The sequence below is a fragment of the Meiothermus sp. genome, assembly GCF_037443965.1.
In the GTDB taxonomy this organism is placed as follows: Bacteria; Deinococcota; Deinococci; order Deinococcales; family Thermaceae; genus Meiothermus.
This window is the reverse complement of the sequence record NZ_JBBINI010000003.1, coordinates 61,472-73,705: the sequence shown is the minus strand read 5'-3', so window position 1 is coordinate 73,705 and position 12,234 is coordinate 61,472. Positions and strand designations below refer to the sequence as shown.

Sequence of the window (12,234 nt, the reverse complement as noted above, 5' to 3'; positions counted from 1 at the left end):
GGCCCATCAGGGTAAACTCAGTTGCTATGGCCTACCGCAAACTTGGAAAATCTGGTCTTTTCGTACATCCCATCGCTTTAGGCACCATGCAGTTTGGCTGGACCGCCGACGAGCCCACCGCTTTTGCCATCATGGATGCCTTTGTGGAGGCAGGCGGCAACCTGATTGACACCGCGGACATCTACACCACCTGGGCCGCGGGCAATCCGGGTGGGGTCTCGGAGGAAATTATCGGGCGCTGGCTCAAGAGCCGAGGCTATCGTGACCAGGTGATCGTGGCAACCAAAGTGCGCGGCGCAATGGGGCCGGGTGGCTCAGAGGGCCGCAACCATCCCCTGCAGCGGGAGGGGCTCTCGCGTGGTTGGATCATGCGGGCCGTTGAAGATAGCCTTCGCCGCTTGCAGGTAGACTACATTGACCTCTACCAGGTGCACTGGGTGGACAACCGGGTGCCCATTGAAGAGACCCTCTCGGCCTTCAGCGATCTGGTGCACAGCGGTCTGGTGCGTTATATCGGCTGCTCCAACTTTTCGGCCTGGCGCCTGATGCAGGCTTTGTGGGCCTCCGACAAACACGGCTTTGAAAGCTTTGTCTCGATACAACCCGAGTACAGCATCGCTCAGCCCACCCGCATGAACTTTGAGCGGGAGCTGGCCAGGGTATGCGAAACCTATGGTATCGGGGTGATTCCCTATAGCCCCCTGGCCGGAGGCTTCCTGACCGGCAAGTACCGACGCGACCAGCCCCTGCCCGAAAGCGTGCGGGCCCAGGGCATCGCCAGCGGACGCTTCACCGAGCAGAACTGGAAAATTCTCGACACGATTCTGGAAATAGCCCATCAACGCGGCGTACACCCGGCCCAGGTCACGCTGTCCTGGCACCTCTCACGCCCCTTCATGACGGCGCCCATCATCGGGGCCAACTCTGTAGGACAACTGCAAGACCTAATGCCTGCGGTTAGTCTGCAACTAAGTGCGGAAGAAGTTGCAACCCTCAACGAAGTATCCAGTTGGCCCCTCTCGCGTACCGAACGGGAGATTTGAGAATTGCCGCCGATAACTGATAGCCCATAGCCAAAGCCTAAATATGGGTGACGTTTGTATGGAAGACGAATGAAGCACGTCTACCACGGTTCGCGCATGCGGGGCATCCAACGCTTCAGCCGCGCCCCAGCACCCACAAGAAGCCCTGGGTCTATGCCGCCAAAGACCCGGTGTTTGCGGCGGTCTTTATCGGGCTGACCAGCAACTTTGTCTTCGACATTCGCCGCCATCCTGAGAAAAAGCTGCCTTATTTGTGTGAGCGGTTCGCAGGAGCCTTGGACGAATCCTATTCAATCGAGCGCAACAGCGGCTCGCTCTACGTGCTTTCGGGCGACGGATTTATAAAGGGTCAAACCCAGTGCGCCGAGGCAGTGGTGTGCGCCGAGACGGTGGTTCCGCTGGAAGAACAACCCCTCGATGATGTGAAGGCTTACCTGCTGGGTTTGGAACGCCAAGGCCGGCTACTCATTGACCGCTACCCGAACCGGGGAGACTGGTTGCCCGCCGACGACTCAGACTTGGTAGAGATTGCGGCGAAGTGGACGCAAGATTTTGGTGAGCGAATCCTCGAGCAGTTCAAAAAATACCACCCACACCTGCTGGATCGGATGTTGGAGAAGCTGAACAGCCGGGACTGACGCTGTGCTGGTTGGATTGGCCCACCGATTTCTGAAGTAGGGTATTGCGGTGCTACGAAACGACCGTACCCTTGGCTATGAGCTTTTGGCCAGCGCTACTCAAACTGCCAGATAGCGCTCGACCAGGATGGCCCGGTGGTACAGCTCGTGCCCGGCCATGATGTAGGCCAAGGCCCGCACGCTGATCTTGTGGCCGCTGGCGACGCCAACGCGGCCCCAGGCTTCGGGCGGCATGGCCCGGAACATCAATACATTCGCATGGCGCAGGTGGGTGAACTCGTCCAGCAGGTCGGCCAGGGCGCGGCGGTCGAAATCGGCCTGGTTCACATAGTCGTCTTGTTCGAAGCCGGGGAGAGGCTGCTGCTCGCCTCTGGAAATGGCCAGTGCGCGGAAGGCAAAAATCCGCTCCACGTCAATCATGTGCCCTACCACCTGCTTCACGCTCCACTTGCCCGCAGCATAGCGGAAGGAAGCCTGGGCCTCGGTGAGCGGGGCTAGCAGGGTCAACGTCTCATTGATCTGACCCGCTAGGATTTCCACCACATCGCCCTCGGGTACCAGCGAGATATAGCGACCATAGTAGGCAAAGTATTCCTCGGGTGTGGGGCGTTGAGTCGTCATGAGGGTATTGTATAGAAGCATGCATGTTCACGTCCTCTTCCATTCGGTCTATGCCGCGGTGGCGCTGTTTGGGCCAAGGAGTGGTGAGCGATTGGGCCGAGACGCTGGCACGGTTGGACTACAGGGCCACGGTGGTTCGAGCGACTTCCTTGTGGAATATTGACCCCGATTCGCTCGAGCTGGTCAACCACGGCATCAACGTGGTGTTTCGCGGCAAAGCCAAGGGGCGAAGGGTCTACCTGCGCTTCACCCACTTCGATCTGCGCGACCATAAATGTTTGGCCCTGCCGATTGATTTTTTTGCACCATGCAATTGCTTCGAGTGCGCAGGTGAGCGCGCCCCTTTTGTCCGCCCACAACCAGTTTATCGAAGAGCTTTGGCAAGGCCAAGATTTGTTTTTGGCAACTGCAATTTCGGGGGTTCCGGGTCAGCCGATTGTCCCCAGCGAGGCCAACGCGACTTTGTTGCACGAGTGGGGCTACGCGCTAGGGCTGTTGCATGCCGCTGCCGAGACCTACATCCACAAGCCCGACACCGACTTCCAGCACTGGGAGCAGCAGTGGGTCAATATCCGACCCTACATCGAATCCGATCCCGCAATTCTCGCCGAGTACCAGGCCATCACAGCGTGGACGAAAGCCTTGCCCAGAGTGGATTTTGGTTTGTGCCATTCCGATTTTCGTGCGGCCAACCGCTTATGGGACGGCGAGCGAGTCTGGATCATAGATTTTGACGAGCCCACGTACTGCTGGTTCCCCTACGATATGGCCCGCGCCCTGATGGAGTTCTCCGACCTCAAGCTGGAAAAGCGCTGGCAGGCTATGGAGTGGTTTCTGGAGGGCTACAGCGCGGCCAGACCCTTCGACCCCGACCTAGTGCTCGAGATGGGCTGGTTTGTGCGGTTACGAACGCTACTGATGTATGCCTGGGGGTTTGTGGATGGCACAGGCATGACCCAACTCGACAGCGGCATGGGCTCGGGCAATTACCGCGAGCGGATTCTGAGCCCACTGGTTTGGTAAGCCAGCCCATGCAGCCACTCCGTTGGAGTGTTCCGTATAGATCAACGGGAGGTATGGTATGAAGCAATATGGGTTGATGGTGGGTATAGCGATGGGGATTTGGGCCGTCGCACAGGGCTTGAACGGTCTTCCGGCAGCCTACGCTGGCTTCGCTAGGTGGGAGAAGGTGGTGGGCCAGAACCTGCCTACCGGCGGCCCCCATGCGGGCCAGGCCAAAGCGGTCTATGCCAATCCTGCGGCTGCAAAGGAGTGGAAGTCGGGCAAGAGCCTTCCAGTAGGAAGCATCGTGGTCAAGACGGCGGGCTCTGCTGGCGCTCCTACCCTGATTGCTACCATGGAAAAGCGCCCAAATGGCTGGTATTACGAGGAGTATTTTCCCGAGGGGGGCAAGTACGTACTCAAATTCGGCGGCCCCAATGGACAGCAACTCTGTGTGGGCTGTCATACGCATTTCGGCAGTATCGTTCACTTCGGCAAGCCTAAACGATACTACCGAAATGCTTTTCTACTCCCTTCGGTCGGCTTGAATCCTTCGCCTCTGACTGCGCAGGGCGGTGAAGGATTCAAGCGGAAACGGTATCATAGAGGTGCACAGAACAAAGACTTTTTGTTTACCCGCCCCTAACAAAAGAAGTAAGCCGGGCTGGATACAGTAGCAAACTTGTTTTGGAAGCGTATGATCCTTATCGCGGTTTTCGCTATTTTTGCCGCTGACGAAAACGAGAATGCGTCTGCGCCCAGAAGCATGTTGCGCACCCAAGCGTGGGCCGGGCGCGGCCACGGGTGCTTGAGTTCGAGTTACGTAGCGGCAAAAAATAAGTTTGGAACAGCGCTTTTCCTTAAGGAGATAGTGGTATTTTTTTTGAAAACCGCTCTAGCTCCGGACTGTCGCCGTTGCTTGTGGTTTTTATCGGTTGCTTGCTGGTCGCACAGCAGTCTGGGTAGGCAGTCGATAGTTGTGATTATCAGGTGCGTCATCGGTGGCAGCAGTAATGATTCGGCCCGAGCGCAGGCGGGTGCCCTCTCCTACCAACCACACCGCGCCCCAGGGACGGTAGGTGCTGGTCAGGGTATCTTTGCTAATTTTGCCGTTATCGAACCGAATGGTGCGATAAACGTTCACGGTAGCACCTTCCGCTGCCCAATCTACCTGTTGGAAACTTTGCCGGGGGAGTTGCGGGCTAACAATATAGCGAGTGGGGGGCGCTGGAGTGCGGCTTAGGGTGACTGGATTGCTCCAGCTCACACTGCGGTCTTTAGTGCCGAACATACGAAAGGTGATGCTGTTACGGCCCACACTGCTCTGGATCAGGATGTTACCTGGGGTGTCGTTTTTGAATTTGAGGTCGAGTTGAGGGAGGAATACTGCCGCATCGAGGCCTGTGGGCAGGTAGTAGCGCACCTGATAGCTGTGCGGCCGGCGTTGCACGATGGGCAGGCCTGAAAAGTAGGCCGAGCGGAAAAGGGTGGTCGAGACCTGGCACATCCCCCCACCCACCCCTTCAACAGTTTGTTCACCGGAGATCACAAAAGCTTTTTTGAAGCCAGTACGCTCCGAAACCTCTCCCATTACCTTGGCAAAAGAAAAGGTCTCCCCTGGAGCAATAATCGCACCGTTGAGGCGACTGGCCCCCAGCGCAATGTTGAAGCGACGCTCGTAGGAAGAACCGCCAAAGTAGGTGGTGGCTTCGGCCAGCAATTGGCGAATGCCTTGCTTGTAGTAGTACTGCGCTCCCCGGTTGGAAAGGGTATGGGATACTGGCAGCACAAACTCGTCCTGCCCAGCCTTAACAGCCTCGAGGTAGCGCTTTTTGGCCTCGCCGATGTTGAAACTGTGGCCCATCTGATCCACCAGCACCCAGTCCTTCAGGCTCTGGTCAAATATCCACTGGGCCGCACGGGGCGGACGGGTGGCTTTGGCTAGCAAGCCCTCGATCTGCCCCACACCGCCGATTTTGACACGCTGCGGGACGCCGATCGTGACGATCTGCCCTTTTTCGATGCGGTTCTCGAGGGCATAGTAAATGCCATCTGGCCCAGCTAGGGCAGCAGAAATCCATAAAAAAACAAAGAGGGCTATTGTCCTCATATACCTAATTTAAACCAATTCTGTGTAAAAGATGTGGTATTTTGCCTATCCAAGTTAATGAGCCTAGACAAAAAAGGGCCTGGGCACCGCCCAAAGCAAAAACGGACCGTCATAGGGTGGGCCTTTTTGGCAAGGGTTCATATCCTACTGTCCTCGAGCATGCCGTATTATCCAGTGTTCCAACACCTCGGCATAGTGCTCGGAGGACAAGCGCGGTTGGTCGTACAACCCCGCCTGTAGGCGCTGCCGCTGGGCCTCGAACAAAATCACCGCCGCCGCCACCGAGACATTCAGGCTCTGCACCATGCCCATCATGGGAATAATCACATGGGCATCGGATAGCTCAGCGGCTTCCGGCGATACCCCCCATTTCTCGGTGCCCAGCAGGATGCAGGTAGGGCGGGTGTAGTCGGCTTGGCGGTAGTCCATCGCCCGCTCGGAAAAATGCGCCGCCAGCACCTGGAACCCCTGCGATTTCAGGTGGGCAAAAGCCGAGGCCGTGTCGGGGTGAATCTGTAGCCCCACCCACTTGGCCGCCGAACCGGAGGTTTCGTTGAAGGTTTTGCCTTTCAAGGCCAGGCTCTCGGCTTCCTCGAGGTCGGGAATTCCGTACCTGGCCGGGATGGCGTGGGCTTGCAGTACCCCCACCGCGTCGCAAGAGCGCAGGATGGCCGAAAAATTGTGTGGTTTGTGTACCCGCTCCATCAGCACCGTCAGGTCGGGCTGACGTTTGTCCAATACCGCACGAATTTTGGCGAGGCGTTCGGGCGTCACAAAGAACCATTGTACGTAGAGAGACCCAAATCCGTCGATCATGGGAAAATATCTGTATGAAAGCCATTGTCGTAGAGCAAAACGGCCCACCTGAAAACCTGCTGTACCAAGAGATTGCCGATCCCAGCCCCAAAGCGGGGGAAGTCTTGGTGCGTACCACCCTCACCAGCCTCAACTACGCCGACGTGCAGGCCCGGCGCGGCGGTTACGATGCCGGCTCCCAACCCCCTTTTATTCCTGGTTTGGACGCGGTTGGGGTGGTAGAGGCATTGGGCGAAGGGGTGAGCGGCCTGAGCATAGGTCAGCGGGTTGTGGTGTTTTCAGCGGGCGGCTCCTACGCCGAAAAAATAGTTGCCAGGGCTGCCCTGGCCTATCCGATTCCCGATGCCCTTTCGGACGAAGCAGTTTCGGGTCTGACTGTCCTGGTTACGGCTTACAACATCCTCACCTGGGCTGGGCGGTTGCAAAAGGGTGAAGCTGTGCTGGTACATGCCGCAGCCGGTGGGGTGGGCAGTACCGCCGTTCAGATGGCCAAATCGCTAGGTGCAAGTCGGGTTTTTGGAACCGTGAGCAGCCAGGCCAAGGCCGATTTTGTGCGCAGACTAGGAGCAGATGAGGTTATTGCCTATGAAGGGTTTGCAGAGCAGGTGTTGGAGTTGACCCAAAAAACCGGGGTTGATCTGATCCTCGATTCCGTTGCGGGTGAAGTATTTAGCGAGGGGATGAAATGCCTGGCCCCATTTGGACGCCTAGTGGTGTTTGGACACGCCAGTGGGCAGGCTGGTACCTTCGATACCCGGCTCCTGCATCGCCAGACCAAAGCGGTAATTGGCTACAGCAGTGGACACTACCGGCGCGAGCGCCCCGAGGCACTTAGACCTACCGTTGAGGCCGTGTTCCAACTGCTGCAAGCGGGTGAAATCAAGCTGGAGATTGGGGCGAGATTCAAGCTAGGAGAAGCCAGTAAAGCCCACGCCTTGATGGAAAGTCGGCAGAGCATGGGGAAAATTCTGCTCGACTGCTCCTAAACTTCCACCAAGGGCAATTCCCACACATACCCAGTACAACGGTTTTGGTGATACTGGGCTATCGCACTCTTCACAGACGTTGCCCCCATCCGGGAGGCCACTGTGCTGTGCAAGACAAAGCAATCAAGTTGTGAGCGGCTCAATAATTGTGAAGAGCGCTCTACACTGCACAGCCTGCGGCGTAATTGTGGGAACCGTGAAAGGGTTAGTGGCTTCATCGTCGAGCTAGCCCAGCATATTGGTGTGCATTGTCCATCCTAACTATGCTAGCAGCGCTTCCCACCTTTATGCCCTCGTAGGGCAGTAGGTGTTGCCGGGTCGTGTACGGCATCCTTCTATCCAGTGAAGGCACGGTACGCGCCCTGCCGATAACGGTACATCGGGAGTGTAAACTACCCCGTACAGCTCGAGGTTTCACGGCACGAAGTACTCGAAGCAAACTTTTGCAGCAAGCTCTCGTAGGAAATGCTGTAGACCCTGAACCCTCGAGCTCCATCAGGCCCCATACTTTTGCAGCTTGCCCGCGTGCGCCAGAAGCAAGGGCATTAGCTCCACCCCGCGCAGATAGCCCAGACTGCCCTTGGCGGCTTCGTCCTCTGTAAAGCGTTGGGCTGGGTCGTTGCGCAGCAGGGGCGCATGTAGCAGCAGCGGTACCGGATGCCAGGAGTGGGCTTTTATGATGCTGGGGGTGGAGTGGTCGCCGGTGATGGCCAGCACATCCGGTTTGAGGGCCAATAGATCAGGGAGGAGGTGATCAAAAATCTCGACCTTGTGGGCTTTTTCGGCAAAATTGCCGTCCTCACCCGTGCTGTCGGTTTTCTTGAAGTGCAAATAGAAGAAGTCGTAGTTATCCCAATGTTCCTGCAATGCCTTAACTTTGCCCTCCGGGGCGTCTTCCACCCCCTCCACCAGCAGCACGTCCATGCCCACCAGGCTGGCCACCCCCTTGTACATTGGATAGCTGGCTACGCAAGCAGCACTCACCTTATAGACCTGGGACATGCGGGGAAATTTGGGCTTTTCTGAAATTCCCCGGAACAGCGCTCCATTGATTTGCGGCTCATCCCCTAGCACTTCCTGGATGCGGGCCGTGAGCGCATTGAGTACGCTGGCGGTTTTGGCGCTGGCGGTATCGCCTGCATCGTGGGCATGGGATTTGAGTGGAGCCACGCCGGTTTTCTGGGGGTCGGTATCGCTGACTTTTTCGCCCAGATCGGCCCCACGCAAAATCACCACAAAGCGGTGCTCGGACTCGGTGTAGAAGGTCACATGGATGCCGTTAATCTCGTGGATAGCCGCTTTGAGCTTGCTGACCACACGAATATTTTCTGCATCGCTGGGCCGACCCGCCCGGCGATCCTTGACCAGCCCGGCAGCGTCCAGGGTAGCAAAGTTGCCGCGCACCGCCACGTCGCCGTCTTTGAAGTCGGCCCCAATCCCGATGGCCGAGAGGGCCCCGCGCCCCACCAGGTACTTGAAGGGGTCGTAGCCAAAGAGCGAGAGGTGGCCGGGGCCGGAGCCGGGGGCCAGACCGGGGTAGACCGGGGTCAGGAGCCCCAGGGCGCTCTTTTGCGCCAGGGCATCCAGGTTGGGGGTATGCGCTGCGGCCAGCTCGGTGGGGCCGCCGGGGGTCTGGGGCAGGCCGCCTACGCCGTCCAGCACAACCAGGAGAATCTTGGTGGGGGTTTTTTGCGATAGCTCTGTGAGGATGGGGAGCAGATCCATGCGCCCATTCTACCGAGGAAGCAACAATGAATGGGTCAGGCTCATGGTAAATAGGGCTCTCAGTAAAAGATGGGTGGCCGGCTCGACATCCACTCCTCGGGCAGCAGGCTGTACATGTAAAAATCCCAGGGCTCCCCCCGGATCCAGCGCCAGCGACGCAAAAGCCCCTCGCGCTGGAAGCCCAGTTTTTCCAGCGCCCGCTGCGAGCGGGGGTTATGCACGTGGGCAATGGCCTGGATGCGGCGCAGGTCCCAGGGCCCAAAGGCAAAGTCGAAGAGCACCACCTTGGCCTCGGTGTTGATGCCAAGGCCCCAGTAGGGCCGCCCCAGCCAGGTCTCGGTCTCACCCAGCTTGTTGGGCAAGTCCAGGTGCAGCCCGATCACCCCCGCAGGCCGCCCCTCGGCCTCGATGATGAAAAAACCCTCCTTGGCCTGTAGATGCCCCAGGTACTGGTAGGTTTCGTCGGGGCTTTGGTGGGGGTTCCAGTAGACAAACGGGGCCATCTCGGGGTCGGACATCAGCGCGAACAGCGCCTCGGTGTCCTCGAGCCGCGGGGGGCGGAGCAGAATGCGGGGACCGCGCAGTTCCATGTGGCTCTAGCATACGAAAAAAGACCCGCCGAAGCGGGTCTTGGGGTTGCCAGGTTCCTCACGGACGGTCAATGGTGATGACCGGCGAGGTCCAGCTCTCCCAGTCGGCGGGGTTGCTGATCCTGCCGGTGGGCTTGAGCACCCGCAGTTGCAGCCTGTACTGTCCATCGGGCACAGCCTGGAACTCACTGGGCACCGGAATCTTGTTGCCGTAGACGTCTTCTTTGGCGTACTTGGTGATGCGGGTACCGTCCCAGGGGATGGCAAAGAAGCCGGTGGCGCTGGAGTTGCGCGGGATGTACTCGCCGTAGTCGGCCCGGCTGTACTTGGGATGAATGGGGGCGTTGGTGGCCGCGTTCAGAATGACCATCTCGTAGACCTGGGCCCCGTGCTCGAAGTGGGCCAGCACCACCGGTACATCGTTGCCCTGCAGGGTGAAGGTGCCACCGCTGGGGAGCACGTCGTAGCCGGTGCCGGCGGCGTTGAGTTTGCCGAGCAGGGGGAAGCCGATGCTGGTGGGGGTCAGAATCTGCACGGCCTGGTAGCCGCCCTGCATCCCCACGTAGGGCACGTTCATCATGATGCCCGCGCCCACCGGCTGCAGCAGGACATAGCCGCCAAACAGGCCCTTGCTGGGCAGGCCCGCCGGTGGGGTGATGGTGACCGTCAGCACAGCCTCACCCCGGGCCGGTAAGGTGATCTGGGTGTGGCTAAAGCTCACCGTGGCTGGGGCAATGGCAAAGCTGGGGCTGTAGATGCTGCCGAAGGCCGAGGGGCCGGGCAGGTGGACGGGCTGGTAGATAAGGGGCACGTTGCTGCGGTTCTTGAGCACCAGCCGCTCGGTGTGGGCGCCAGCCTTCTCGGCGAAGGAGATGGCCGAGGGGGTCACGGTAACCCGGTTCTGCACCGCCGCCACAATGTCAATCATCCCCGCGCCCTCGCGGTAGCTGGTTTCGGGCAGGCCGGAGCTCGGTGCCAGGGCGAATAGCTTGGGCATGGCGGTGTTTTGCAGGTACTTGCGCACCTCGCTGGGTTTTTGCGGGCCCCAGAAGGCGGGGTTGCCCTCCAGCAGCAGCGCCACCGCGCCGGCCACGTGCGGGGCCGACATCGAGGTGCCGCTCAGGATGGCGTAGCCGCCCTGCTCCAGTGGAACTGCCGAGCGGATCAGACCGCCGGGAGCGCCCAGGTCGGGCCTGAGCTTCAAATCCTGGCTCAGACCCCAGGAGCTAAAGCTGGAGATCAGGTTGCCAGTGGGGTTGCTGACCTGGGTGGTGTCGGGCGTCCAGGTGAGGGTGGTGGGGCTGGTCAGGCCGCGCAGGGCCAGGCCGTCGGCCTGGGAGATGCTGATGCCGAACTTGCCGGCCACACCGGCCACGCCACCGCCGGCAAACAGACCCGGGGCGTTGTTGTGGATGATCACACCCACCGCTCCAGCGGCCACAGCCTTCTGGTACTTCTCGTTAAAGGTGCAGACCCCGCGCTCCATCAGAGCCACCTTGCCGTTGGGGTCGGCCAGCAAGGTATCGGCGTTGCAGCCCCGGCCCACCCAGACCACCTCGGCGCTGGTGCCGCTGGTGGGGGGTGCTTCGGCCCCGCCCAGCACCAGGTAGCCCAGCGGGGCCCCGGTGGCATTCACGATGGCCTGCTGGGCGTTGACCGCGATATTGTCGAAGGAGGCCACACTCAACACGCCCTCGGTGGCGGCGGGGTCGCCGGTGGCGAAGAGGCCCAGGTTGCCGTTGTTGCCGGCGGAGGCCACCACCACGGTGCCGCGCTTGACCATCTTGGTGATGGCCTTGCCCAGCACGCTCCAGCCGAAGGGGGAGCCCAGGCTCATATTGACCACGTCCATGCCGGCGGTCTCGGCCCGCTCGAGCGCGGCCAGGACCACGTCATCGCCGGTGGAGCCCTCACAACCAAACACTTTGTAGGCGCCGAATTGAACCCCTGGGGCCACACCGGTAATCTGGCTGTCCTTACCGCCCACAATCCCGGCCACATGGGTACCGTGGCCGTCGCAGTCGTCGGGGTTGGGGTCGGGTACGGGGGTGGACTTCGCGGGGTCGGAGGCGTCGTAGGCGTCGCCCACGAAGTCGTAGCCATCCACAATCCGGCCCGCAAAAGCGGGGTGCTGCAGATCAATGCCCGAGTCAATGACGCCCACCTTGACCCCCCGCCCGGTCAGGCCCAGGTCGTTTTGGGCGATGTCGGCCCCGGTCTGGGTGATGGCGCTGGCCAGATCGGGGTTGGCCGCTTCACGCGGGGGGAGTTTGTAGGTACCGATGGGATAAACCCCTTCCACGCCCGGCAGGGTGTAGAGCAGCTTGTGGTTGTTGCCCGGTACTTCTACAGAAAAGCCGTTGAAAAGCTGGGTGTAGGCAAACTGAATCTTGACCCCGGCGGCCTGAGCAGCCTGGCGGAAGGCGGCGTGCTGGGCCTGGATGCTCTGCAGGCTGATGCCGTCGCTCACCGCCCCCCCGGAGAGCTCCACAAACCAGCGGGTAGGGGTTTCGTCCACCATCTGGCCGGCCGGCGCCGGGGGTAGGGAGGCGATGACCTCGAGGCTGGGCTTGCTGCTCCTGGGGCCCCCACAGGCTGCCAGTAGAGCAGCCACTCCGATTAGTAAAAGTAGCTTACGCACACGAACTCCTTTTGGACTGTCACAAACGCAGTTTTGATGGCCTATTTACAACTGATTAGAGC

Annotated in this window: 11 protein-coding genes; 5 read left to right on the top strand and 6 right to left on the bottom strand. The window is 59.8% G+C overall.

Annotation, left to right across the window (positions count from 1 at the left end; genetic code table 11):
• The first annotated feature begins 26 nt into the window (after positions 1-26).
• Both WKI89_RS02705 and WKI89_RS02700 read left to right on the top strand, forming a co-directional pair.
• Complete coding sequence (locus tag WKI89_RS02705) at positions 27-1,043, top strand: aldo/keto reductase (protein WP_337867686.1); 1,017 nt, start codon at positions 27-29, stop codon at positions 1,041-1,043.
• 47 nt (positions 1,044-1,090) lie between these two features.
• Positions 1,091-1,681, top strand: a complete 591-nt coding sequence (locus tag WKI89_RS02700; protein WP_337867685.1) for a hypothetical protein — start codon at positions 1,091-1,093, stop codon at positions 1,679-1,681.
• A gap of 99 nt (positions 1,682-1,780) precedes the next feature.
• On the opposite strand, the gene WKI89_RS02695 is transcribed toward WKI89_RS02700, so the two are convergent.
• Positions 1,781-2,302: a DinB family protein gene (locus WKI89_RS02695; RefSeq protein WP_337867684.1), complete on the bottom strand. Its 522-nt coding sequence runs from the start codon at positions 2,300-2,302 to the stop codon at positions 1,781-1,783.
• A 330-nt stretch (positions 2,303-2,632) separates the two neighbouring features.
• On the opposite strand from WKI89_RS02695, the gene WKI89_RS02690 reads away from it, so the two are divergent.
• Positions 2,633-3,325 (top strand): phosphotransferase, encoded by a 693-nt coding sequence (locus WKI89_RS02690; protein WP_337867683.1) that lies wholly within the window; start codon positions 2,633-2,635, stop codon positions 3,323-3,325.
• Positions 3,326-3,383: 58 nt separating this feature from the next.
• A complete protein-coding gene (locus WKI89_RS02685) occupies positions 3,384-3,950 on the top strand; it encodes a hypothetical protein (RefSeq protein ID WP_337867682.1) in 567 nt (188 codons plus the stop codon).
• A 282-nt stretch (positions 3,951-4,232) separates the two neighbouring features.
• Here the strand turns inward: WKI89_RS02685 and WKI89_RS02680 are convergent, their stop codons facing one another.
• Both WKI89_RS02680 and trmH read right to left on the bottom strand, forming a co-directional pair.
• The gene (locus WKI89_RS02680) at positions 4,233-5,414 is read right to left on the bottom strand and encodes a VanW family protein (protein ID WP_337867681.1); all 1,182 of its coding nucleotides are present in this window, start codon (positions 5,412-5,414) and stop codon (positions 4,233-4,235) included.
• 144 nt (positions 5,415-5,558) lie between these two features.
• Positions 5,559-6,188, bottom strand: a complete 630-nt coding sequence (trmH, locus tag WKI89_RS02675) for a tRNA (guanosine(18)-2'-O)-methyltransferase TrmH (protein ID WP_337867680.1) — start codon at positions 6,186-6,188, stop codon at positions 5,559-5,561.
• Between the two features lie 56 nt (positions 6,189-6,244).
• Between trmH and WKI89_RS02670 the strand changes: the two genes are divergently transcribed.
• A complete protein-coding gene (locus WKI89_RS02670) occupies positions 6,245-7,216 on the top strand; it encodes a quinone oxidoreductase (RefSeq protein WP_337867679.1) in 972 nt (323 codons plus the stop codon).
• Positions 7,217-7,711: 495 nt separating this feature from the next.
• Here WKI89_RS02670 and WKI89_RS02665 read toward each other — a convergent pair whose 3' ends face one another.
• Genes WKI89_RS02665 through WKI89_RS02655 form a run of 3 tightly spaced genes read right to left on the bottom strand, consistent with a single transcriptional unit; the run spans position 7,712 to position 12,172 of the window.
• Complete coding sequence (locus tag WKI89_RS02665) at positions 7,712-8,941, bottom strand: 2,3-bisphosphoglycerate-independent phosphoglycerate mutase (RefSeq protein WP_337867678.1); 1,230 nt, start codon at positions 8,939-8,941, stop codon at positions 7,712-7,714.
• A 59-nt stretch (positions 8,942-9,000) separates the two neighbouring features.
• Positions 9,001-9,531 (bottom strand): GNAT family protein, encoded by a 531-nt coding sequence (locus WKI89_RS02660; RefSeq protein WP_337867677.1) that lies wholly within the window; start codon positions 9,529-9,531, stop codon positions 9,001-9,003.
• Between the two features lie 58 nt (positions 9,532-9,589).
• On the bottom strand, positions 9,590-12,172 hold the full coding sequence (locus tag WKI89_RS02655; RefSeq protein ID WP_337867676.1) for a S8 family serine peptidase: 2,583 nt from the start codon (positions 12,170-12,172) through the stop codon (positions 9,590-9,592).
• Positions 12,173-12,234: the final 62 nt, after the last annotated feature.

Excerpts from the sequence above, each read along its gene's own strand:
- WKI89_RS02705 (WP_337867686.1), top strand. The coding sequence starts at position 27 with ATGGCCTACCGCAAACTTGGAAAATCTGGTCTTTTCGTACATCCCATC.
- WKI89_RS02695 (WP_337867684.1), bottom strand. The coding sequence starts at position 2,302 with ATGACGACTCAACGCCCCACACCCGAGGAATACTTTGCCTACTATGGT.
- WKI89_RS02685 (WP_337867682.1), top strand. The coding sequence starts at position 3,384 with ATGAAGCAATATGGGTTGATGGTGGGTATAGCGATGGGGATTTGGGCC.
- WKI89_RS02680 (WP_337867681.1), bottom strand. The coding sequence starts at position 5,414 with ATGAGGACAATAGCCCTCTTTGTTTTTTTATGGATTTCTGCTGCCCTA.
- WKI89_RS02670 (WP_337867679.1), top strand. The coding sequence starts at position 6,245 with ATGAAAGCCATTGTCGTAGAGCAAAACGGCCCACCTGAAAACCTGCTG.
- WKI89_RS02665 (WP_337867678.1), bottom strand. The coding sequence starts at position 8,941 with ATGGATCTGCTCCCCATCCTCACAGAGCTATCGCAAAAAACCCCCACC.
- WKI89_RS02660 (WP_337867677.1), bottom strand. The coding sequence starts at position 9,531 with ATGGAACTGCGCGGTCCCCGCATTCTGCTCCGCCCCCCGCGGCTCGAG.